Source organism: Mesorhizobium sp. LNHC221B00 (assembly GCF_000502935.1).
Lineage (GTDB): Bacteria > Pseudomonadota > Alphaproteobacteria > Rhizobiales > Rhizobiaceae > Mesorhizobium > Mesorhizobium opportunistum.
This window is the reverse complement of sequence record NZ_AYWR01000020.1, coordinates 76441-96873: the sequence shown is the minus strand read 5'-3', so window position 1 is coordinate 96873 and position 20433 is coordinate 76441. Positions and strand designations below refer to the sequence as shown.

Below are 20433 nucleotides of genomic sequence, written 5' to 3'. Positions count from 1 at the left end.
GAACTGGACAGATGCGGCGACCAGTACGCCGAGCAGTTTCTTGAAATGAGGTTTGGTCATTTCTGCCTCCGTTGATGACGGATTTAACTCTACCAAATTTATAGAAAAAAGGTGCATTCATCCGAAAGGACAGACATGCCGCATCAGCTAATCCAAAAGGCGGGCCTTGGTACGAAGACCACGGCAAAAGGCCGTCGCGCCGGTGCGGGCTTTTGTCGGGAAGAACTTCGCCACCACAATCGTTTTGCAAGGGATGGGCAACGGGGCTAGAAAAAATGTCTCACAATGATGCGAACCTGTGTGCTCGGGCGCAAGCACGAGGCATCACGATCTATCAGCGCTCAAAGACGGTATGGATCGCGGCGGGAAGCCATCGGGGGCAAGATTTTGAAGTGAAGGGACGTTCTCCAGCAATTGCGCTCGCATTCTGGGTGGAAGCCGCCCGATACAGAGGCTCGGGCATATAGGCCGGTCCGTGTGTGGAAGCGCATTGCGTTGGAAAAGAGTGCCCGGTCGACACGCTTCAAGCCTTTTTGCGCAGGTCGCTATCCCAAACAGCCGCGCATTCTTGCCGGCATGCCTCGGTTGGACCGGGTTTTGCACCGGAGTTCAAGAACCGATCCGTACCCACTTCCCGTTGGCCGATTGCGACTGTCTGGCAAAATAACGGTACGAAGTGTTTGACCAATCGCGGATGACACTGCCACGGTTATCCAGGATCAAGTCGCCCTTGTCGGTTCGAACCGTGAGAACCGTGTGACCCTCGCCGCCAAGCGAAGCGACCGTCAGAAGCAAGGCGGAAGCCGGCCATCCACGCTTCAAAAGCTCGCTCTTTTTCAGGATCGCAATATCCTCGCAATCACCCTGTTTGGTCGGTAGACGCCAGTCGTCGGCACTGCCTGCCGTGGCGAGGTCACTGCGCTCCTCGATCCGGCGATTGACGGAGGTGTTCACCGCTTCGAGTTCGGCTCTGCGTGCCGGTGTCAGCGTCACCAGCTTGACCTGCCCGCTGGTGCTGCAGAGTCGTGGCTGGTTGGCGCAGAACACACGAGCGGCCGGCGGAGGGAACGCATACCCCTTTGTGATCATCATCGCATGGGAGCCGGCTGTCGCGCTGCAACCAGTTGCCACCATGGCTACGGCAACAAGCGTAGCGAAACGCATCACGTACCATCTCCTTTTGGCTGTCAAGCTGCCAACAAGCCTCGCAGAAAATGGTAAATCAATCCTTAAAAAGGTATTCTCGGCAAACATACATAACAATATGTTACCGGATTGTAGAAATTAATTGATAGCGTCTTGGTTTGGGACCATGCGCACCTTTGCGTTGGAGGAAGAAATGCTGCGATCCATGACTTTGATCAGAAAGGTTTATTCGACCTTGCTCGTCTCATCTGCTGTTCTGGCTGCAAGTATGACGAGTTCTACGGCAGCACAGGATAGTATACGGCCGCGGATGACGGCAGCCCAATGCCAACCTCTTACCGACGCGAACTATGCGATGTGTTGTATCGCGATCAATCGCGGAAGCATCCTTTCGTCAGATCAACTCGATCAATGCCCACCCATCACCACCTCGCTCATAGCAACCACGCTTTCACGCATTGGCGACAGCAACGGGCCTGGCAGCGGAGGCGGTTCCAGTGGCGGTGATACGGGCGGCAAGNAAGGGCGGAGACAACGGCGGCAAGGGCGGAGACAACGGTGGCAAGAGCGGCGACGACGGTGGCAAAAGCGGCGACGACGGTGGCAAAAGCGGCGACAATGGCGGCAAGAGTGGCGACGACGGTGGCAAAAGCGGCGACGACGGTGGCAAAAGCGGCGACAATGGCGGCAAGAGTGGCGATTCCGGGCGCGGCTCCGGCCATTAGCAGAGGCTCCGCAACTCGGTGTCGGATGTTGCTGGAGCGCATGTGATATCCGGCTTCGCGCCTGACTGATCCGCTCCAAATTCAGGAAGGCGCGTCGCGCTCCAGCGGGTCCAAGCGACGCGCCTTGACACCGAGTGTTGCCGCTTGGCCGGACAACGGGTCAAGGCTAATGCAATACAATCGCAAAGAATTTTCTGTCAGGCGACTGCAGCCTATCAACACCCTGGAGGCAAACTCTCCGAACCTGGACAGGTTGTCTGACCATGCAGCGCCAGCGGCCGAACTTCTGGCGGTTTTGGGCAATGAGAGAAGACTTGTGATTCTGGGCCATCTGACGGAAGGCGAGATTTCGGTTGGCGAATTGGCTGTGCTGGTCGGACTTAGCAAAAGCGCTCTTTCTCAGCATCTGAGTAAGCTGCGCAAACACCAACTGGTTTCCACCGGGCGTCACCGACAGACCGTCTACTATTCCTGTGGTTTTGGGATCAGTCAGAAAATCACCCAGATATTCGATGTAGCCGTGAACCTGGCTGCAGTTTCGCAGGCCGAGAAGCCTCGCAAGTCCCCCGCCGCGTAAATCCTCGCTTTTCGATCCAGACGTCCGGATCCATGAAATCCTGCAGATCCTGGCAGCTCGCGCAGGCAGCAGATAGGGGCAGGTCTGCTTCGCCTCCAATCATCAAACGCCGCGTGGCCTTCCCGGCATGGCGTCTGGAGCGTCATTACCGGCTGTCAAGCGTGGAAACGATGCTTAAGCCCACGATCTATTAGTTGATCGTGGTAGAGCTTTTGCAGCGGCACTGTTAGAGTTCCTGACAGGGACAGGGGCGATATCGGCGCGGGCGCACCTGCCAGGACGATTCTCACAGCAACGCGACGAAGGTTCAGGAGCGGGTGGTCGCCTGTGCTGCAGCAGGACCAGAAGGAATCGGGACTCAAACATGGCTGAACGGAATTACACCCGTCAGCTGGCGACGATCGTCTCCATCGATGCCGTTGGATTTTCACGGTTGATGGGTCTTGACGATGAATCGGCTGTCGCTGCCTTCGAGGAACGACGCGACATCATCGCCGAGAGCTGCAGCACCTTCGGCGGCCGCACCTTCGGCGATGCCGGCGACAGCGTCATGGCCGAATTCGGCAATCCGATCGAGGCGCTGCGCGCGGCGTTCGATTTTCAGGATCGAATTGTCACGCTCAATTCATCGCTGGACGAACCCATGCGCATGCCGTTTCGCGCCGGCATCAACACGGGTGATGTCATCGTCCGTGAAGGCCGGCTTTATGGCGACGACGTCAACATCGCAGCCAGGATCCAGGAATTCGCGCCCCACGATGGTCTCGCCGTGTCGGAAACCACCTGGCACCACGTGAAGGACAAGACAGCGGCTGAATTCACCGACCTCGGCGAACTCATGCTGAAGAATATCGCGCTGCCGGTGCGCGTTTTGATTGCGAGGCGCGGCGGCAACCTCTCACCGCCACCGGCGCTGATGGCGGCAATCCCTTCCGTCAATGGTCGGCAGAACGTGTCGCCCAAAGGTCCACCAGCGATCGCCGTGCTGCCGTTCCAGGCCGATGGAGGCGAGCGCGACGTCGGCTATATGGCCGACGGCATAGCCGAAGACATCATTTACGGGCTTTCCCACAGAAGATGGCTCTCGGTGATTGCCAAGAACTCAAGCTTCCAGTTTCGCGACGACACCCTGGGAACGCGCGTTATCGGCAATGCCCTTGGTGCACGCTACATCGTCAGCGGCACGCTGATGCGCAACGATGAGCGGATTCGTCTGACAACCTCGCTTGCCGACGTGTCAAACGGCCGATTGGTATGGTCGCAACGCTTCGATCGCGCGCTGGCCGACATCTTCAGTCTGCGCGACGAGATCGGCGCGGAGATCGTCTCGATCCTCGACAAGGAGGTCGACCGGGCCGAACAGGCGCGGACCTTCCAGGTGCCGTGGGAAAGTCTGGAAACGTGGCAATTGGTGCGGCGTGGACGCTGGCATATGAATCGGCGCACACGCGGCGACACTGAAATCGCGCTGGAGTTTTTCGAAAAGGCTTACCGGGAAGATCCGAATTCGAGTGCGGTGCTGAACGAACTGGCATGGTGGTATTTCTGGCGAGCCTGGCTGCGGTTCGGCGACAGTGACGATCTGGACAAGGTCAAGCAATATTCACGCAAAGCCTTGCTCATGGACAGCCTTGATGCCCGCCCGCACGCTCATCTCGGCGTCATGGACATCATGAGAGGGCGGCCCGCATCGGCGGTCGATCATCTCGAGGAAGCGCTTCACATCAATCCAAGCTTCGCCTTTGCGCACTCGGCGATGGGCAGCGCGCGCCTGCTGCTGGGCGATGCCGCCGGTGCAATACCGTTCTTCGTCGAGACGGAGCGGTTGAGCCCGTTTGACCTCTATCGGTTCCACAATCTGGGGGAATTGGCCGCAGCTTACAGTTTCCTAGAGGATTGGCCATCGGCGATCTCTACCGCGGACCGATCGCTCGATCTGTCGCCCGGCTATTTCTATTCCCGGTTTCTGAAGATCGGCGCCCTGGCGAGGAGCGGGCGCAAGCAAGAGGCCATGCGGGAGCTGGCTATACTTATGACACGACATCCGGATTTTTCGGAGCAGAGGGTGCGCTGGATACCGTTCGTGGACAAAGCGGCAAACGAATTTCTCATCGCGAATTTCAAATCCGCCGTGAGCGATGATTAATTGAGGTGCCGAATGCCGACAACTGTGAAAGTATTCACATACGCGAGAAGGCTGCAAACCTAGCCATGGGTTAGCCGGCATCGCAATGACGTGGACAGCCGGGGGGCTTGAACGCGCATGATCCGTTTAAAGTATTTCGACGCCGTCCGGGCCGGACAAGAAAACCAGCGCCCATTAACCGAAATGCCGCCATTCGATCTGGAGCGACTCCGCTCCAAGGGCATCATGTCGCGCATCATCGGCGTTCTCTTCAATGATCCGCGCTGGATGCTGGCGCTGCTGCGCAGGTTCTGGCCCAATCTCGCCATCGGCAACTTCCTGCTCGTAACCAGGAATGCGGACGTCCGTGAGATACTGGAGCGCGGCGACGAATTCGAGACGCCTTACGGGCCGGAAATGGCCGAACTGGCACGCGGATCGAACTTCATTCTCGGCATGCAGGACGGCGCCGAATACCGGCGCATGAAATCGTCGGTGCTGGGCGCCTTCCCACCGGGAGAAGTCGAGGCCCTGGTCAGGCCGATCGCCGCGAGGCATTCACAAGAAATAATGATGCGGGCAAGTCCCGGCTTCGATGCGATAGCGGATCTGATAAAGATCGTTCCGGTGCGCATCTGCCGCGATTACTTCGGCCTCGAGATCGACGATGAATCCGAGTTTGCCGATTGGGCCATTGCGTTGAGTGCGCTGTTTTTTTCGGACCCGACGGCAAGCCCCACCACGCGTCAGCTCGCGGTGGTGGCTGGCGATCGGCTGATCAGGGTGATCGACCGCTCCATTGATGCGATCCGCGAGAGGAAGAGGACCAAGGATCGGCTGCCGCTGGCAAGGCTTGTCGATCTCATGGATCAGGATCGCCTCTCGCTTCCCGACATTCATTCGATCATGCTTGGCATGATCGCCGGCTTTGTCCCGACCAATGTGCTCGCCGGCGGCAACTGCCTCGACGTGATCCTGTCCCGCGCCGATGCGCGGCAGGCCATCGATGCAGCCTTGGCCAAGAACGACACAGGCAGCCTGGACAGAGCCATTTTGGAAGCCATGCGCTTCAAGCCCATCTGGATTGGTCCCTGGCGTTACACCGCGCGCGACGCAACCATCGCCATGGGCACGCGCCGCGAGCGCTTGGTGAAGGCCGGAACGGTGGTCATGCCGGCAACGCTGTCGGCGATGTTCGATCCCGAGGCCGTGCAAAGCCCCAATCACTTTGACACGTCGCGCCCGCATCGCGATTACCTGGTCTTCGGTTACGGCATTCATCAATGCATCGGCGCCGAAATCGCCAGGATCCAGATTGGCGAAAGCCTTCGCGCCCTGTTCCAGAAGAACAATGTCCGCCGCGCGCGCGGCACGGCTGGCAGGATGACGCATATCGGCGCCTATCCGGACAGCCTGAAGGTCGATTTCGAGCGGCCCGCTCTTTGTCGCACGGTCATCCATTCGATGGCGACGGTGGTATGCCCGATCACCCGGCCTGCGTCGCTGGACGCCATCCGCGAAGAGGTCACCGGGTTCGGCAACCCTGCCAGCGACGAGATCCGTGCCGCGCTCAATGCCACCGGCATCATCCATTTCGCCAGCCTGGCTGTTGTTCCAACCGGCGAGGTGGGCAATGCCCCCGCCGATGGGAAAGGAGCGCTTGTCCTGGAGGTATCTGGCGACGGCAGCACCGAGGATGTCATCAATGCTGTTGCGCATGCCATCGGGGACAGGCTGCGGCCAATCCTGAAGGACGTCTGCGACCTGCCTGACGGCCTCGTCTTGGACGCATTCCTGCGCAAGCACAATGTCGAGATTTCACCATCTTTCGGCAGCAACGCCGGACTGGTTTTTTCCGGTACACCGGGCCATTCGGTGCAGCGCATCCTGGCGGAAGCCGAACTTGCCGATGCAGTTCGCCTGCTGGTCGAACAGCCGTGCGCCACCAAGGGCGGAGCGGCGGCCGCGCTTGAGGAAGCCCGTCGGCATGTTCGGTCCCTGGGAAAATTCGACTGGGCATTCGAGCCTGCCGAAAGCTTGCTCGAACGGCCCCCCGGGAAATGGTGGCAAGCCATAACAACCACGCTGCTGGCGCCGGCCGTGCTGGCCGCTGTCGCCGTGCTGGTGCTCGCCTTCTGGTGGATGACCTATGTGCTGGTTTTCGGCGATCCGCCCGGTCTCACAGTAGGCACCATTGCCATAGCCGGCACTGCGCTTCTATTGGCCGTGCTCGGAATCCTGGCGCTGGCGGCGGTGATCCTCGGTCTGTGCTTTCTCGCCTTGCGCCGCCTCGAAGACATTGATCTGCCGCACAGCACGCCGGTCGATCTCGGCGATCTCGACAAGATTCTGGCCCGCGAAGACCAGCCTGGGCAAGCCCAGAACCATCTCACGGCGATATCGAGCATGAAGGTCGGCATATTGCGGAGGCTGGCGCTCAGGCTGTCGTTCTACCTGATCTCGATCTCGGCGCAGAAGGTCTTCAGGCCGGGGTTCCTTGCCACCATCAACACCATCCATTTTGCCCGATGGGTGCTGTTGCCCGGCACCAACAGGCTGATGTTCTTCTCCAACTATGGCGGCAGCTGGGAAAGCTATCTCGAGGATTTCATCGCCAAGGCCGCCGCCGGCCTGACGGGCGTATGGAGCAACACCGAGGGTTATCCTCGCACACGCTGGCTTTTCCTCGATGGCGCCCGCGACGGCGACCGTTTCAAGCGCTGGGCGCGCCGCCAGCAGGTGCCTACGCTGTTCTGGTATTCGGCCTATCCTGCTCTCAACACGTTGCGCATTCGCGCCAATTCCAGGATCAGGCACGGCATCGCCACCGCGACCGGCAGTGGGGCGCGTGACTGGCTGAGCCTGTTCGGCTCCCTGCCGCGCCCGCAGGCCAGGAAGGCGGACGTCGGACCAGCAGCGCCCGACCCGTTGCCCGTCGAACAATTGGAGACCGGTGAGATCCAGTCGTTGTTCTTCGGTCCGTTCGGATCGTTGGGGCATGCCCATATGCTGGCGATGGCCATACCGGAAAACCTTTCCAGGGGCAGGCGCAAGGCCTGGCTGGAATTCGTTGTCGAGCAGACCAGCTTCGGCGACGGCGTGCCGGCGGGGCGGGCGATGACCGTTGCGTTCGGTCCCGATGGCCTTCGTCGTCTCGGACTGGACGGCAGCGTCGATGACAATCCGCTCGACACATTTCCCGTCGCCTTTCGCCACGGCATGGGCAATCCCGAGCGCAGCCGCATCCTCGACGATCTCGGGGAAAGCGTGCCTCAGAAGTGGCAATGGGGTTCGCCGCAAAAGCCGGTTGACGCGGTGGTCGTCTGCTATGCGGAAAGCCCGGAGCGATTGAAGGTCGAGGTCGGCACCGCAAAGGCAAAGCTGACGGCGGCGGGGATGGACCTCGTCTCGGAGCTGCCGCTCGCGACCAAGCGCGACGGGAAGCGCGCCGTCGAGCACTTTGGCTTCGTCGACGGCGTCTCACAGCCGATCGTCAGGGGAACCGCCCGCGCCAACGTTGGCGCGGCACCCATGCATCTTGTCGCGCCCGGCGAGTTTCTGTTCGGCTATCGCGACGAGCACGGTTTCTATCCGGCATCGCCCTCTGTCGAGGCGTCGCTCGACCGGACCGGTATCCTCTCGGCGGTGCGCCGCAACCGGCAGATACCAGGCCTGCCGCCGCCGCGCCGCGACTTCGGCCGCAACGGCACCTTCCTCGTCATGCGCCAGTTCGAGCAGCACGTCGATACTTTCAACGCGTACTGCAAGGCGGCGGCGGTACAGGCGGCCAGCGAGACCGACGACCCGGCCATTACCCCGCGTTGGGTTGCCGCCAAGATGCTTGGCCGCTGGCCCGATGGCAGCTCGCTGGTGCGCAATCCCGACGGCCGGCCGGGGCGCGGTGCCGATAATGACTTTGCTTTCGGCACCGAGGATCCCCAAGGGCATCGCTGCCCGCTGGGTGCTCACGTCCGGCGGTCGAATCCTCGCGATTCGCTGGGTGAGGACCGTGAAACGCAGATCAGGATCGGCAAGCGCCATCGGATCATCCGGGTCGGTCGCAGCTACGAAAAACAGGGCAAGAAGGGGGGCAAGGTCGAAAAAGGACTGCTCTTCATGTGCCTCAATGCGGATATCGAGCGGCAGTACGAATTCATCCAGCAGACCTGGGTATCATCGACCTCGTTCCAGGGGCTCGTGGCCGAAAAGGATGCGACGATCGGCTCGCGCGACGGCAACGGCAGGTTCACCATACCATCCTGGGAAAAGGTGACGGTGCTGAAAGGTATCCCGCAATTCGTGACCACCCGGGGGGGCGGCTATTTCTTCATGCCGAGCAGGTCGGCATTGCGGTTTCTGATTTCGCGGCTCTGATCTCCCGGCACTTCGATTGTGGGCGCCGTCAGTAGTCGTCTTGCGACTCGGCGATACGACGAAGCGCGCCAGCGTCGGATATGCGCAGGCCGCCGCGCCTGATGGCGATGACCCGCCGGTTGCGCCAATCGTTGAGTGTCTTGTTGATCGACTCTCTGGTGACGCCAAGGAATTCACCCAGTTCGGATTGCGAGATCGATATCCAGCCCGCGCCGTCGGCCATGACACCCTCCAGAAAGACCAGTCGTTTTGCCAGCCTCGCCTCGATACCGAAAAAAGCCTGGTCACCGAGCTCGCCGCTGACCCAGCGCAACCTTGCACACAACAGTTCGATCATGGCACGCGCCAGGGATGGGTTTTTCTCAATTCGATCAAACAGATGTGTCCGGCTGAGCGAAACCAGCTCGCATGCTGTGAGGCATATCGCCGTGGCCGTGCGCGGGCGCCCATCGAGCGCGCCGATCTCTCCGACCAAGCTGCGCGACAGCTCGATATTGGCGACCAGCTTCTGGCCATCCGGCGAATAGATCGAGATCTCCACTGTGCCGCTCATCACACCGAAGATACGGTCGGCAGCGTCTTCCTGGAGGAACAGATGCTGGCCGGCGGCATAGCGTTCGAGCTTGCAGCCGCTGAAAAGGAGGTCGAACTGGCTCGGATCGATGCGCGCCAGGTGCGGCAGATCCTGTCTGGCGTTCGCACTGGCGGCTGGCATGAAGGCTTCCCGGTGTTGTCGTGACCGGATTGATTGTATGACAACCGGGTGATCGATCAAAGCAAATGTCATTTCGAATCGTGCCCCTTCTGACAGCAGAAAGGGGACCGGAAAGCCCGATCCCCTCTCGCACCAGCGCCCTTCCTGAATCGCGGCCGAACAGCTCAACCAGTGGCTGTACGAGAAACGCAGCCCGCGAATGATCTCTTTCTCGACTCTTTGACTGACACGAAGGATGCGGCAGTCACGATCTCCAAACATCGGCACCTGCAACCGCATGTTTTGCCGCTCGACGGATTGATCTCCCGACCAGCACTATTTGTAGAGGGCCGTCTGCACGCACGGCTGGAGGTACACCGACAAACGTGCAGACGGCAGTGCGCCCGGCATATCCGTGCCGACCGCCTTGTTCAAACCGCCGAGATCGTCGCGTGCGATCCGCACGACGATCTCGGCACGGCCGAGGGCCAGTGCCTTGCATTGGGCAAGGCTCCAATTTGGTGTCGACGGCAGCGTCGAAGATGGTCGTGACAAGGACGTAGGTATCCGTCGTTGCCATCGGTGGAGGTAAAAGCCGCGGCGAGAAACGAGCCGCACGCAAACGAGATCCGCATCTGTTCGCCCCAGGTTGGAAACAAATTCTAAATTGGCGGAATGCCGATCGAAGGTGGCCAGTTCCGCTGGGTCACACTTCTGTCTGGAAATCTCCTGGCGGTCTGTGAAGGTGGTCACAGAAGCTCGAAAAGCACTTGATCGAAACCGTTGCGGTGTTTCGAGATCCATCGAGGATCGGCTGGATCGAAGTCGAAATCGCCGGGCGGCCAACGGCACTGCTGGGCGCGGTGTCAGCTTCGGACGGCACCGGTCTTCGAATTCACCCCCTCAAGCAAAGTGAGCAGGCCTTTCAAAATTTCGATTGGCGGTGGCGGACAACCTGGAATGTGCAGATCGACGGGCAAGGCCTCCGACACGCCGCGCATCACGGCATAGCTGCCCGCAAAACAGCCGCCATTGCCTGCGCAATCTCCAAGTGCGACCACCCATTTTGGGTTGGGTGTTGCGTCGTAGGTCCGCTTCAATGCCTCTCGCATGTTTTTTGTGACCGGTCCGGTAACGAGCAGTACGTCGGCATGGCGCGGCGAGGCGACGAACCGGATTCCAAAACGCTCGATGTCATAGAAGGCGTTGTTCAGCGCGTGCATCTCAAGTTCGCAGCCGTTGCAGGAACCGGCATCGACCGCCCGGATCGACAGGCTTCGCCCCAATCGTTTGTGAGCGGCCCCATCGAGCGCGCGTGCGAGTTCGTCGACCGCCGTGCCGCTTGCCGACGGCGGACGCTCGGTAAGAGGGCGGCGTATCAGGCTTTCAAAAAGAAGCTTGCGCATGACAGCGTGCCTTCAGAGATCATGGCCCGAATAAGAGCAGTTGAACGATTTGTTGCACAGCGGAAAGTCGGCAACGATGTTTCCTTCGATAGCGGCTTCAAGCAGCGGCCATTGAAACCAAGAGGGATCGCGCAGGTGACACCGCTCGATCAGGCCGCTTTTGCCGATGCGCAGCCAGGCCAGAATGTCGCCCCGGAAACCTTCGACCAGCGCCATGCCTTCATGCGGCCCGCCTGTCTGTGAGACGTCGACGCGGATCGGTCCATCCGGCAGTTGTCGCAAGATCTGCTCGACCAGGGACAAGCTCTGTTCGACCTCGCGGATGCGAATCCATACACGGGCGTTGACGTCGCCTTCCTGGAGGAGAGGCACATCGAAGTTGAGCGTGTCATAGGGAGGGTAGGCGAGACTTCGCCGCGCATCGAAATCCCGGCCGGAGGCCCGGCCGACATACCCTCCGGCCCGATATTGTCGAGCAAGTTCCACCTTCAGCCGGCCGGTTGCGACTGTCCGATCCTGCAGCGACGCGGTGTTGTCGTAGAGCTCGACCAGTGCGGGAAACCGCTGCCTGATCTCTGCGATCAGGGACCAAAGCGCTGTTGCCCCGTCATCGCTCAGGTTGGCTGCCACGCCTCCCGGCACGATGCGGTCGCGCATCAGACGATGGCCGAAGGCAGCATCGCTTGCCCGCAATACGCGCTCTCGCAGCACCCCACAGTGGGCATGCATGAGCGCGAAGGCGGCATCATTGCAGATAGCGCCGATGTCGCCCAGATGGTTGGCCAGGCGCTCCAGCTCGGCCATGAGCGCTCGCAGCCAGATCGCGCGTGGGGGAACCTCGACACCCAACGCCGCTTCGACCGCGCGCGCGAAAGCGAGGGAATATGCCACGGTACTGTCGCCGGAGGTTCTGCCCGCCAGTTTGGCTGCACGGTCGATATCGGAGCCCGCCATCAAGCCTTCTATGCCTTTGTGTGCGTATCCGAGGCGCTCCTCCAGCCGGACGACCGTTTCGCCACTCGCTGTAAATCGAAAATGCCCCGGCTCGATGATGCCGGCATGCACAGGCCCGACCGGTATCTGGTGCAGGCTCTCTCCCTCGGCCGACAGGAAAGGGTAGGGGGAGGCTGTCGCAGCCGGCGTCCGGGCGCGGGTACTCAACGGATGGCTGACACCCCAATAGCCATGATCAAGCCACGGTCTCGTATCAGGCGCGCCTTGCGGCAGAAGGCCGAACAGGTCAGCGGCCGCGCGTTCGAGCCGCAGGGCGGGCGGATGCAGCCGGCCGACGGATGGGTAGCGGCCATTCGGGCACTCCAGGCTGACAACGCCGATGTCCCCGGCATTTTCGTCATGAAGTGCCATGTGGACGGCGCCTGGCTCACCCCATAGGCCGAGCAGGCTCCAGTGGCCCTCGGCCAATTGCTCGATGGCAAAGTCCCATTTTTTCGAAGTCACCACAGCGCGCGACCATGGGAAATGATTTTCGACACGTTGGCCAGCAAGGATAAGGTCGATCAGCGCGGGCATGCTCTTTCTCTCCTCCGCTCACCCCAGAATAGCTGCGACATGCTGGAACCAGGTGACCAGCGGTGGCGGCAGGTAGATGCCGGCGGCAAACACCAACGCCAAATGGGAATACATCGGAATGTAGGACGCCTCGGCGGGTGCTGTGCTGCCGCGCGGTTCGCCGAAAGCGACGCCGGTTAGTCGAAGCAGCAGGGCTCCGAAAGCGAGCAGAATCCCGAACACCAACGGCATCGCCAGCAGCGGGTGTCTTGCAAATGTCGAACTCACGACCAGGAATTCGCTCATGAAGATGCCGAGCGGAGGCAGGCCGGCAATGGCAACGACACCGATGACGAGCGCCCAGCCAAGCGCCGGATGTGTCTCCGTCAGCCCCCGGATCTCGGCGATGTTCTGTGTCCCCTTGACTTGGGCAATGTGGCCGACCGTGAAAAAGATCGCCGACTTGGTCAGGCTATGCATGACCATATGCAGCAGTCCGGCAAAATTGGCGAGCGGGCCACCCATGCCGAAGGCGAACACGATGATGCCCATGTGCTCGATCGAGGAGTACGCGAACAGGCGTTTTATGTCGCGGCGGCGATAGAGCATGAAGGCCGCGAAAACAAGCGACGTCAGCCCCATCGTGATCATCAGCGGCCCAGGCGCGATCGCTTCAGGGCTTGCCGCGAGCAACAGCTTGAAGCGTAGCACGGCATAGAGGGCGACGTTTAACAGCAAGCCCGACAGCACCGCGGAAATCGGCGTGGGACCCTCGGCATGCGCGTCTGGCAGCCAGGCATGCAAGGGCGCAAGGCCGACCTTAGTCCCGTAACCGAGCAGCAGGAAGACGAAGGCGACATTGAGCAGAGCCGGATCGAAGCGCGCGGCGTGAGCGATGAGCACCGTCCAGACCATGGCATTCGTGCCCTCGCCAACAACCGGCTGTGCGGCCATGTAGACGAGGATGGTGCCAAACAGCGCGAGCGCGATGCCGACGCTGCCCAGAATGAAATATTTCCAGGCGGCCTCCAGCGCTTCGTGCGTGCGATAGATGCCGACCATGAGCACGGTGGTCAGCGTGGCAAGCTCCACCGCTACCCACATCAAGCCGATGTTGTTCGAGACGAACGCCAGGTTCATGCCGAACATCATGATCTGGTACATCGCGTGGTAGAATCGCAGATTGGCCGCGGTCAGTCGCCCGGTATCCAGCTCATGCGCGATATAGGAGGCGCTGAAGACGCTGGTCGTGAAACCGACGAATGTGTTGAGCACGATGAAAACGACATTGAGATCGTCGACGAGCAGGTATTGACCTGGCTGCAGCCGATCCGTGGCTAACAGCGACATTGCAGCGAGCAAGGTCAGCAAGCTCGCGGCGACATTGAGGCCTGCCGATATCCGGTAGTTCGGCAGCACCGCCAGAAGCGCGGCCGAGATGACCGGTATCAGCAAAATGGCGGCCACCGCATCGAGGGAAAACACGGTCAACGGTGCTCTCCCCGGTAATCGTCGAGGGCACCGACATCCACCGAGTCGAACCTCTCGCGGATGCGGAACAGGAAGACCCCGATGACGATGAAGGCGATAAGGATCGAGAAGGCAACGCTGATCTCGACGACCAGCGGCATGCCCTTTGCCCCCGTGGCAGCAAGGACCAGACCGTTCTCGAGCGACATGAACCCGACAACCTGGCTGACGGCATTCCGGCGGGTGACCATCACCAGCAGCCCCAGCAAAATGATGGACAGCGCGAAGGCCAGATCTTCACGGGCGAGGGGGTCGGCTTCGGGTGTTACCCGCAACATCAGGACCATGGACAGGGCCACCAGACCTATTCCGGCAAGCATGGTCGGACCGATCCCGACGGCTGTCTCGATATCGCGATGGATGCCGAGCCGCTGAATGATGCGATGAAGCCCGACGGGAATGACGATCGCCTTGAAGATAAGCGCGATTGCCGCCGTGACGTAGAGATGATGGGCGTCCTGGATGTAGGCCTGCCAAGCCACGGACATGGCGAGCACGATTGCATGAAGCGCAAAAACATTGATTAGCGCAAAGAGACGGTCCTGGTAGAGCATCATGAAGCTGACCAGGACGAGGCCGCCGGCGAGCAGATGAGCGATATCGAAGGTGAGACCGGTCATCACAGGCTCCGGGAGACAAACCGGAGGAGCGTGGCGAGCAAGGCAAGCATCAACGCCGCGCCCAGGAAATCCGGGACACGGAAGACGCGCATCTTGGCGATGGCTGTCTCGAACACGGCGAGCAGCACCCCGCAGACGGTAAGTTTGCCGATATAGGTGACGACACCCGCGGCAAGGGATTGCAGTCCTGCACCGGTGGTCGCCGCTCCCCAAGGCAGGAAGACGCAGGAAATCAGCGACACATAGAGCAGGAGCTTGAGGAACGCGGCAAACTCGATCATCGCCAGATGGCGACCGGAATATTCCAAGACCATCGCCTCATGGACCATGGTGAGTTCCAGGTGGGTCGCTGGATTGTCCACCGGAATGCGCGCGTTTTCGGCGACCGCCACCATCACGAGAGCAATGAGCGACATGCCGAGCGATACCCGCAGCCCAACCTGCGGCGAGCCCATGAAGGCGGCGACCGTGGACAACTGCGTCGCTCCGGCAACGAGCGCCAGGCTGAACACGATCAGCAGCATGGCGGGCTCGGCCAGCGAAGCGATCATGACCTCGCGGCTCGAACCTATGCCGCCAAAGCTCGTGCCGACGTCCATCCCCGCCAGCGCCAGGAAGAACCGAGCGCTTCCAAGCAGCGCGACGATGGCTATCAGATCGGTGGTCCAACTGAAGGTGAGGCCGGTAGCGAATGTCGGGATAAGCGCGGCGGCGACCCAGGTGGAGGCAAAGATCAAATAGGGTGTCACGCGAAACAGCCAGGACGCGTTGTCCGCCAGAACGACTTCCTTGCGCATCAGCCGCAGCAGATCGCGGTAGGGTTGGACCAGGGAAGGGCCCTGGCGGCGCAAGAGTCGTGCCTTCACCTTGCGCACGAAGCCAGTCAGGAGAGGCGCCAGCAACAGCACCAGCGCCATCTGTGCGCCTTGAACGGCCAACTCAAGGATCATGGCCATAGTGCGAGCACCAGCAGCAGGACAATGAGAAAGAGGAAAACGAGGGTCAGGTAGCGCCGGATCGTCAGGAACTGCAGATGGTTGAGGCGGTCGGTCGCAAAATCGACGGCCCTGGCGATCGGCTGATAGAGCGTCTCCCAGATCACATCATGCATTTCGACATGCAAACGCGCCGGCCCGGTTTCGCCAGGCGCCACCATTTCGACCGTTTCCCTTGCACGGAATACGAACGTGCCGAACACGCGACGGATGGGCTGCGCGAAGCTGACGGCCGTGTATTGCGAGGTGGGGACGACATCCGGGAAGCCACAACCCCAGGCTGGACCCCGACGCAGTGCATGCGACGCGAAACGGTGGATTACATATGCCGCCGCGGATGCGGAAAAGGCGATGAACAGGAACACCAGCAGGCCGTTGTAGGAACTGCGGCTCGCTGCAATCGGCACGATCGACAGCCAAGGTTGCGCCATCTGCACAGGCATCCGGCTGCCAATCAGCGGTAGTGTCACCGAGGATAGGCCGTCTATGACAAGACCCGGCAGAATGCCGGCAAGCAGACAAAGTGCGGCGAGAATGAACATTGCCGCCAGGGAGTAGCGGTCGACCTCGTGCGCCAGTTCCACCGCGGCCGAGCGTGGCCGGCCGAGGAATGTGATCCCGAACGCCTTTACGAAGCAGGCTGAGGCCAGTGCCGCTGACAGCGCCAGCAGACCGCCAACGGCGGGCACCATGACCTTCAAGCCCCATTGCGGCAGATCGGGGCTTTGTAATATCGCCTGAAAGGCCAGCCATTCCGAGACGAACCCGTTGAAGGGTGGAAGGGCCGAGATCGCCACGCAGCCGACCAGAAAGGCGAAACTTGTGAGGGGCATGCGAGAGATGAGGCCGCCCAGCTTCTCCATGTCCCGCTCGCCAGTTGCCGTCAGCACCGCGCCCGCACCGAAAAACAGCAGGCTCTTGAAAAAGGAATGGTTGAGGACGTGGAACAGCGCGGCGGTGAGCGCCAGCGCGGCAGCCGATGGCATGGCGTTCGCTTTGAAGGCCAGAGCGAGGCCAAGGCTCACGAAGATGACGCCGACGTTTTCGATGGTGCTGTAGGCAAGAAGCCGCTTCAGGTCCTTTTCCATCAGCGCGTAGAGGATGCCGAGAACCGCCGTCAGGCCGCCGAAGAAAAGGACGACGACGCCCGACCACCATGGCGGCTCACCGAGAAGATCGAAAATAACGCGAATGAAGCCATAGACGGCGACCTTGGTCATGACGCCGCTCATGAGAGCCGAGACGTGGCTTGGCGCGGCCGGGTGAGCGAGCGGCAGCCAAACGTGGAGCGGAACAAGTCCAGCCTTGGAGCCGGCGCCCAACAGCATGAGAGCCAGGACGAAAGCAGTGACCAGCGGGGTGGATGAGGCGGCACGCATCGCCTCGAACGTGTAGTTTCCGTCCGGGCCAGCCAACAGGCCGAACGCAAGCAGCAGCGCGAGCGTGCCGAAGCTCGCCATCACGAGATAGATGTAGCCCGCCCGCGCATTGTCCTGGTCGCGATGATGCGCCATGACGAGCGCCCAGGAAGCGAGCGACATGAATTCCCAGGAAAGCAGGAAAGTGAAGGCATCGTCCGCGAGCACGACAAGATTCATTCCGGCGAGGAAGGCCGGGAAGAACGGCAGCACCCGATGGGGCGCAGACTCATGCCTGCCGTAGCCGAGGCCGTAAAGACTGGCCATGGCACCGCCGAAGTTGACGATGACGAGGAAGAAAGTCGAGAGCGCATCCAGACGGAAATGCGCGCCGATCCATGGCAATCCAAGCGGCAAAACGGCGGTCGACGGGGTGACGGGATCATCGGCGATGCGGCTCGCGAGAACCAGGAGCACGGCCGCCGATATGCCTAGCGTCAAGCTGTAGATCAGGCGTGTTGCCGGTCCCGCCCTGCGGCTTTCCGAAACCGCAAGCACCGCGGTCCCCAGGAGCGCGGCAACGCTCCACAGAAGGACCGCGGCCCCCGGAATCACGCCACGCTCCTCACAGGGAATTTGGCATCCGCATCTGCCCGGCCAAGAACCTTGGCAGGATCAAAGTCTGCCTTCAGCCGCACGCCGCGCCCGCCGATCTGGCTTGAGGCGCCATCGGCGATCAATTCGACGCCGGCGAGGTCAAGTGCTCCGATCAACTTCATGAGGGAATCGACGTTGCCCCGGATAATCGACTCACTGGCCTCCATGCGTTGAATTGTCGGCACGGAAAGGCCAGACAATTCGGCAAGCCTGCGCTGGTCGATACCAAGGAGTGCCCTTGCGGCACGCAACTGTGGAGCAGTTATCACGGTCGCACCCCCTTTGTCAGCTTTGAGGTATTATCTCTGGGCGTTGGAGCATATATTAAAATGGGGAGCATTCAAATAATGATGCGTGACGCATCTGCGAGGCGAGCTGCAATGGTGGAGGTATCGCTCCCCTCACGAGGGGCGGCACAACGCTTAGCGGCGAGGCATCCCTTGGCCTAGTCTTGTCGGGGTCCTGAGGCAGGACTGCCGAGCTACTGCAGGAGCCGCCTCATGCGAACGGAGACATCCTCCAGGACTGGCATGGTGGCCAGAACGAGGAGGATGGCTGCGAGAAACAGCGTTGCGGCAAAGCCGACGTGCTTGAAACCCACTGCGCCGATGACGCCGCCGATAAAGAACAATGCCACAAGCGACGTGAGCAGTCTCAGCTTCCTTCGATCCGCCTTCACGAACAGTCCGTCGGAATCATTTCCCGAGATGTTCCAATAAAGCAGCTTGCCGATTTCGATGCCCATGTCGGTCACCAGGCCAGTGACATGCGTCGTCCGGATTCTGGCTTCCGACAGCTTGGTGATGATGGCGTTCTGCAACCCCATGATGAAGGTAAGCAGCATCACGGTCATCGGCACGAACAGCGCTTCGTGACGTGCAAGATGGCTGCCGAGCAGACCGAAACAGATCAGCAGGATCGCTTCCAGGACAAGCGGAAACGCGTATTCGCTCTGCAGACCCTGCCGCCTTCCCCAGTTGACCAAGACCGCCGAACAGGCGGCCCCGGCAACAAACGACAAGAAGGCTCCCAATCCGGAAAGCACCAGTTCGACATTGCCGAGTGCCAGATGATCAGCCATCGAGGACACGATGCCTGACATGTGGGACGTATATTGCTGAACTGCCAGAAAGCCACCGGCATTGGCGGCACCTGCAATGAAGGTCAGAAATCGAGCGAGGTGCCGGTCGGTTCTTTCGCTTCGCTCCTTTCCGGTCAACCGGCGCAGATACACGATCATGAGCGAACCTTGCCTCCCGCGCGGAATCGAGGCTTCAGTGTCTGAGTGTGAGAAATGATAATCCGGATCGTATCATTGATGTTCAAAACATCAATACAAACCGAAAAATATTGACCCACCCTTGGCATAGCAAACTGGCGCGATTATCGTGCATGCATGATTCAACGCTACAAACCTTGCCGGGAGCCGGGCGGCACCTGGACAGTCGACGATGTCCTTACCGGACGGCCCGCCGAGATGGGCAGCCGTACCATTGTTGGAATGAACCAGCACGATGCCGAGGAACTCGCCGATCTCCTCAACGGGCTGAATGCACAACGGCAGGAAGCGAAATCATGAAAGTCAAGGACAGCAACGGCACCCCTTTGAGTGACGGAGATTCCGTCACGCTCATCAAGGATCTCAAAGTCAAGGGCACGTCCGTCACTCTGAAACGCGGAACATTGATCAAGAACATCCACCTCACGGGCAACGAAGATGAGGTCGAGTGTCGGGCCGAAAAGGTCAAAAATCTGGTTCTGCGAACGGAATTTCTAAAGAAGGCGTAGGAGAGCGAACGCTCCGATGGGATGTTGCCTGGAGTACAATCCAGAGCACCGAAACCGCAATCAGACACCCTTCTCGGAAAAACATCACTGGTGTTGTGGCGCGGTCCTTGTTTGGTCGCCAACGGCAAACACGGCGCTCGCTTCGCTGACGATGGACACGTGATCCCTGGCAGCCTGGCCTGCCGCATTGCCATCGCCGCGCATGATCGCGGTGACGATGGCGTCGTGCTCCTGCCAGGACTTGGCGAGGCGCCCCGGCAGCATGAACTGGGCACGGCGGAACGGCGCCAGCCGGCTCCGCGTCATCACCGTCATTTCGCAGATATGGGCGTTGTGGGCGCCGCGATAGAGCCGGCTGTGGAACTCGGTGTTGAAATACTCGTAGTCCTCCTCGGCGCCTAGTCGTACCATCCGCGCCGAAGCCTGGTGCTCGACCTCGAGCGCCCGGCGCTCGCTGCTGGTCATGCGCTCGGCCGAGAAGCGCGCGCAGATCGCTTCCAGTTCGGCCATGCTCTCGAACATCGAGGCCAGATGCTCCTGCGTCACCACGGCGACGATGGCGCCGCGGTTGGGGCGCCTTTCGACCAGGCCCATGGCGCTGAGCTGCCCGAGCGCCTCCCGAACCGGAGTGCGTGACACGTCGAAGCGGGCGGCGAGCGAGGTTTCATCGAGCTTTTCGCCCGGGCGCAGGAAGCCGGTGACGATCCGGTCGCCGATCGCCCTCACCATCTGATCCACGGTCGTGCCCGACCTGATCAAGCTGCGCTTCCCCGACAAATCTCCTCCGTCCCGTCTTCTCGTGGCGTCGGTCGAAGCGGCGTCTTCGACTCAATATACCTCTCTATGCCTTTATTTTAATCTGCCTGTCAAATTGTCTGTTTTCAAGGCAAAAAGTGCATGCAATTGCCTGATGCATGAGCAGTAGCTTT

16 protein-coding genes and 1 pseudogene are annotated in these 20433 nt (G+C 60.6%); 5 read left to right on the top strand and 12 right to left on the bottom strand.

The genetic code is table 11. The annotated features are described in order from the left end of the window. Positions 1-609 precede the first annotated feature (609 nt). Positions 610-1164 carry a transglutaminase-like cysteine peptidase gene (locus X741_RS143980; RefSeq protein ID WP_031250342.1) on the bottom strand — a complete coding sequence of 185 codons (555 nt, stop codon included), beginning with the start codon at positions 1162-1164 and terminating at the stop codon, positions 610-612. Positions 1165-2040: 876 nt separating this feature from the next. Between X741_RS143980 and X741_RS1000000168915 the strand changes: the two genes are divergently transcribed. The 3 genes from X741_RS1000000168915 to X741_RS143995 all read left to right on the top strand — a co-directional run bounded on the left by X741_RS1000000168915 (position 2041) and on the right by X741_RS143995 (position 8947). Then, entirely contained in the window at positions 2041-2448 is a 408-nt protein-coding gene (locus X741_RS1000000168915; RefSeq protein WP_084018825.1) for a metalloregulator ArsR/SmtB family transcription factor, read from the top strand. A 364-nt stretch (positions 2449-2812) separates the two neighbouring features. Then, complete coding sequence (locus X741_RS143990) at positions 2813-4594, top strand: adenylate/guanylate cyclase domain-containing protein (protein WP_023779547.1); 1782 nt, start codon at positions 2813-2815, stop codon at positions 4592-4594. A gap of 117 nt (positions 4595-4711) precedes the next feature. Continuing rightward, a complete protein-coding gene (locus tag X741_RS143995; RefSeq protein ID WP_023779546.1) occupies positions 4712-8947 on the top strand; it encodes a cytochrome P450 in 4236 nt (1411 codons plus the stop codon). A 28-nt stretch (positions 8948-8975) separates the two neighbouring features. Here X741_RS143995 and X741_RS144000 read toward each other — a convergent pair whose 3' ends face one another. From X741_RS144000 to X741_RS144045, 10 genes and pseudogenes are all read right to left on the bottom strand, one after another. Further along, on the bottom strand, positions 8976-9941 hold the full coding sequence (locus X741_RS144000; RefSeq protein ID WP_245272769.1) for a Crp/Fnr family transcriptional regulator: 966 nt from the start codon (positions 9939-9941) through the stop codon (positions 8976-8978). 36 nt (positions 9942-9977) lie between these two features. Then, the gene (locus X741_RS1000000169995; RefSeq protein ID WP_156937937.1) at positions 9978-10445 is read right to left on the bottom strand and encodes a hypothetical protein; all 468 of its coding nucleotides are present in this window, start codon (positions 10443-10445) and stop codon (positions 9978-9980) included. A 62-nt stretch (positions 10446-10507) separates the two neighbouring features. Further along, on the bottom strand, positions 10508-11047 hold the full coding sequence (locus tag X741_RS144010) for an NADH-quinone oxidoreductase subunit B family protein (protein WP_023779544.1): 540 nt from the start codon (positions 11045-11047) through the stop codon (positions 10508-10510). 12 nt (positions 11048-11059) lie between these two features. Beyond that, entirely contained in the window at positions 11060-12577 is a 1518-nt protein-coding gene (locus tag X741_RS144015) for an NADH-quinone oxidoreductase subunit C (protein WP_023779543.1), read from the bottom strand. An 18-nt stretch (positions 12578-12595) separates the two neighbouring features. Next, complete coding sequence (locus X741_RS144020; RefSeq protein WP_023779542.1) at positions 12596-14047, bottom strand: hydrogenase 4 subunit F; 1452 nt, start codon at positions 14045-14047, stop codon at positions 12596-12598. Next, positions 14044-14706 carry a hydrogenase-4 component E gene (locus X741_RS144025; protein WP_023765223.1) on the bottom strand — a complete coding sequence of 221 codons (663 nt, stop codon included), beginning with the start codon at positions 14704-14706 and terminating at the stop codon, positions 14044-14046. Before X741_RS144025 ends, X741_RS144020 begins: the two co-directional genes overlap by 4 nt. Beyond that, the gene (locus tag X741_RS144030) at positions 14706-15662 is read right to left on the bottom strand and encodes an NADH-quinone oxidoreductase subunit H (RefSeq protein ID WP_023779541.1); all 957 of its coding nucleotides are present in this window, start codon (positions 15660-15662) and stop codon (positions 14706-14708) included. The genes X741_RS144025 and X741_RS144030 overlap by 1 nt, the downstream gene beginning before the upstream one ends. Continuing rightward, entirely contained in the window at positions 15653-17671 is a 2019-nt protein-coding gene (gene hyfB, locus X741_RS144035) for a hydrogenase 4 subunit B (protein WP_156937939.1), read from the bottom strand. Before hyfB ends, X741_RS144030 begins: the two co-directional genes overlap by 10 nt. Further along, positions 17671-17985 (bottom strand): helix-turn-helix transcriptional regulator, encoded by a 315-nt coding sequence (locus X741_RS144040; RefSeq protein ID WP_013893336.1) that lies wholly within the window; start codon positions 17983-17985, stop codon positions 17671-17673. The genes hyfB and X741_RS144040 overlap by 1 nt, the downstream gene beginning before the upstream one ends. 230 nt (positions 17986-18215) lie before the next feature. Further along, positions 18216-18956 (bottom strand): annotated as a pseudogene (locus tag X741_RS144045) (YoaK family protein); the annotation flags it as partial. A 156-nt stretch (positions 18957-19112) separates the two neighbouring features. On the opposite strand from X741_RS144045, the gene X741_RS144050 reads away from it, so the two are divergent. Next, positions 19113-19295, top strand: a complete 183-nt coding sequence (locus X741_RS144050) for a hypothetical protein (RefSeq protein WP_023779538.1) — start codon at positions 19113-19115, stop codon at positions 19293-19295. Then, positions 19292-19504: an alkylphosphonate utilization protein gene (locus X741_RS144055; RefSeq protein ID WP_013893339.1), complete on the top strand. Its 213-nt coding sequence runs from the start codon at positions 19292-19294 to the stop codon at positions 19502-19504. The genes X741_RS144050 and X741_RS144055 overlap by 4 nt, the downstream gene beginning before the upstream one ends. 84 nt (positions 19505-19588) lie before the next feature. On the opposite strand, the gene X741_RS144060 is transcribed toward X741_RS144055, so the two are convergent. After that, the gene (locus X741_RS144060; protein WP_032928157.1) at positions 19589-20263 is read right to left on the bottom strand and encodes a GntR family transcriptional regulator; all 675 of its coding nucleotides are present in this window, start codon (positions 20261-20263) and stop codon (positions 19589-19591) included. Positions 20264-20433: the final 170 nt, after the last annotated feature.

Excerpts from the sequence above, each read along its gene's own strand:
- X741_RS143980 (WP_031250342.1), bottom strand. The coding sequence starts at position 1,164 with ATGCGTTTCGCTACGCTTGTTGCCGTAGCCATGGTGGCAACTGGTTGC.
- X741_RS1000000168915 (WP_084018825.1), top strand. The coding sequence starts at position 2,041 with ATGCAATACAATCGCAAAGAATTTTCTGTCAGGCGACTGCAGCCTATC.
- X741_RS143990 (WP_023779547.1), top strand. The coding sequence starts at position 2,813 with ATGGCTGAACGGAATTACACCCGTCAGCTGGCGACGATCGTCTCCATC.
- X741_RS143995 (WP_023779546.1), top strand. The coding sequence starts at position 4,712 with ATGATCCGTTTAAAGTATTTCGACGCCGTCCGGGCCGGACAAGAAAAC.
- X741_RS144000 (WP_245272769.1), bottom strand. The coding sequence starts at position 9,941 with ATGCGGTTGCAGGTGCCGATGTTTGGAGATCGTGACTGCCGCATCCTT.
- X741_RS1000000169995 (WP_156937937.1), bottom strand. The coding sequence starts at position 10,445 with ATGGATCTCGAAACACCGCAACGGTTTCGATCAAGTGCTTTTCGAGCT.
- X741_RS144010 (WP_023779544.1), bottom strand. The coding sequence starts at position 11,047 with ATGCGCAAGCTTCTTTTTGAAAGCCTGATACGCCGCCCTCTTACCGAG.
- X741_RS144015 (WP_023779543.1), bottom strand. The coding sequence starts at position 12,577 with ATGCCCGCGCTGATCGACCTTATCCTTGCTGGCCAACGTGTCGAAAAT.
- X741_RS144025 (WP_023765223.1), bottom strand. The coding sequence starts at position 14,706 with ATGACCGGTCTCACCTTCGATATCGCTCATCTGCTCGCCGGCGGCCTC.
- X741_RS144030 (WP_023779541.1), bottom strand. The coding sequence starts at position 15,662 with ATGGCCATGATCCTTGAGTTGGCCGTTCAAGGCGCACAGATGGCGCTG.
- X741_RS144050 (WP_023779538.1), top strand. The coding sequence starts at position 19,113 with ATGATTCAACGCTACAAACCTTGCCGGGAGCCGGGCGGCACCTGGACA.
- X741_RS144055 (WP_013893339.1), top strand. The coding sequence starts at position 19,292 with ATGAAAGTCAAGGACAGCAACGGCACCCCTTTGAGTGACGGAGATTCC.